Annotated in this window: 1 protein-coding gene; it reads left to right on the top strand. The window is 69.5% G+C overall.

The annotated features are described in order from the left end of the window. A partial coding sequence (glnD, locus tag EQG76_RS08695; RefSeq protein WP_159712500.1) for a [protein-PII] uridylyltransferase occupies positions 1-1275 on the top strand: 1275 nt, incomplete at both ends.

Below are 1275 nucleotides of genomic sequence, written 5' to 3'. Positions count from 1 at the left end.
CCGCCCTGCTGGAGGCGCGGCTGCTATGGGGGGATGGCGCTGCCGGCACCGACCTGCAGGAGCGCTACCGCAAGGAGATCGTCCACGGCCACGAGGCGGCGTTCATCGAGGCCAAGCTCGCCGAGCGCGACGAGCGCCACCAGCGGGTCGGCGACAGCCGCTATCTGCTCGAGCCGAACGTCAAGGAGGGCAAGGGCGGCCTGCGCGACCTCCATACGCTGGGCTGGATCGCCCGGTTCGTCTATGGCGGCACGGACCTGGTCAAGCCGGTCCAGAGCGGGCTCATCACCCGGCGCGACCTGTCCACCTTCCGGCGCTCGCGCGCCTTCCTCCTGGCGGTGCGCTGCCACCTGCACTGGCTGACCGGGCGAGCCGAGGACCGCCTGACCCTGGACGTGCAGCCCGAGATCGCCGCGCGGATGGGCTTTCGCACCCGGACCCGCTCCATGGGAGTGGAGCGGTTCATGAAGCGCTACTACCTGGCCGCGCGCGAGGTCGGCAACCTCACCCGGATCGTCTGCGCGGCACTGGAGGAACAGCACCGGCGCCGGCCAAAGCTCGCGCTGCCGCGCTTTGGCTTCGCCCGCAAGCGGGTGGATGGCTTCCTGATCCAGGGCAACCGGCTGGCGCTGGACGACCCGAAACTGTTCCAGCAGGAGCCGATCAAGCTCCTGCAATTGTTCCATACGGCCGATGCCCATGGCCTGGACATCCACCCCGCCACGCTGGCGGCCGTGGGCCAGGCCCTGCCCAGGATCGATGCCCAACTGCGCAACGATCCGGAGGCCAACCGGCTGTTCCTGGAGATCCTGACCTCGCGCAAGGACCCGGCGGGGACGCTCACCCGGATGAACGAGGCCGGCGTGCTCGGCCGGTTCGTGCCAGACTTCGGCCGGATCGTCGGCCAGATGCAGCACAATCTCTACCACGTCTACACCACGGACGAGCATACGATCCGGGCGATCGCGATCCTGCGCCAGATCGAGGACGGCCAGCTTCGGGCCGACCTCCCGCTCGCGACCGAGCTGGTGCCCAAGCTCCTGTCGCGGCGGGCGCTGTACGTGGCCCTGCTCCTCCACGATATCGGCAAGGGTCGGGGTGGGCGCCATGCCGAGGTCGGCGCGGTCATCGCCCGCAAGCTCTGCCCGCGCTTCGGCCTGCTGCCCGAGGAGACCGAGACCGTCGTCTGGCTGGTCGCCCACCATCTCCTGATGAGCGACACCGCCTTTCGCCGCGACCTGGAGGATCCCAAGACCATCCAGGACTTCGTGGAGG

It is taken from the genome of Geminicoccus flavidas (genome assembly GCF_009806515.1).
GTDB lineage: Bacteria > Pseudomonadota > Alphaproteobacteria > Geminicoccales > Geminicoccaceae > Geminicoccus > Geminicoccus flavidus.
Note: the sequence above shows the minus strand (reverse complement) of the source record. Positions and strands in the feature narration are given on the sequence as shown.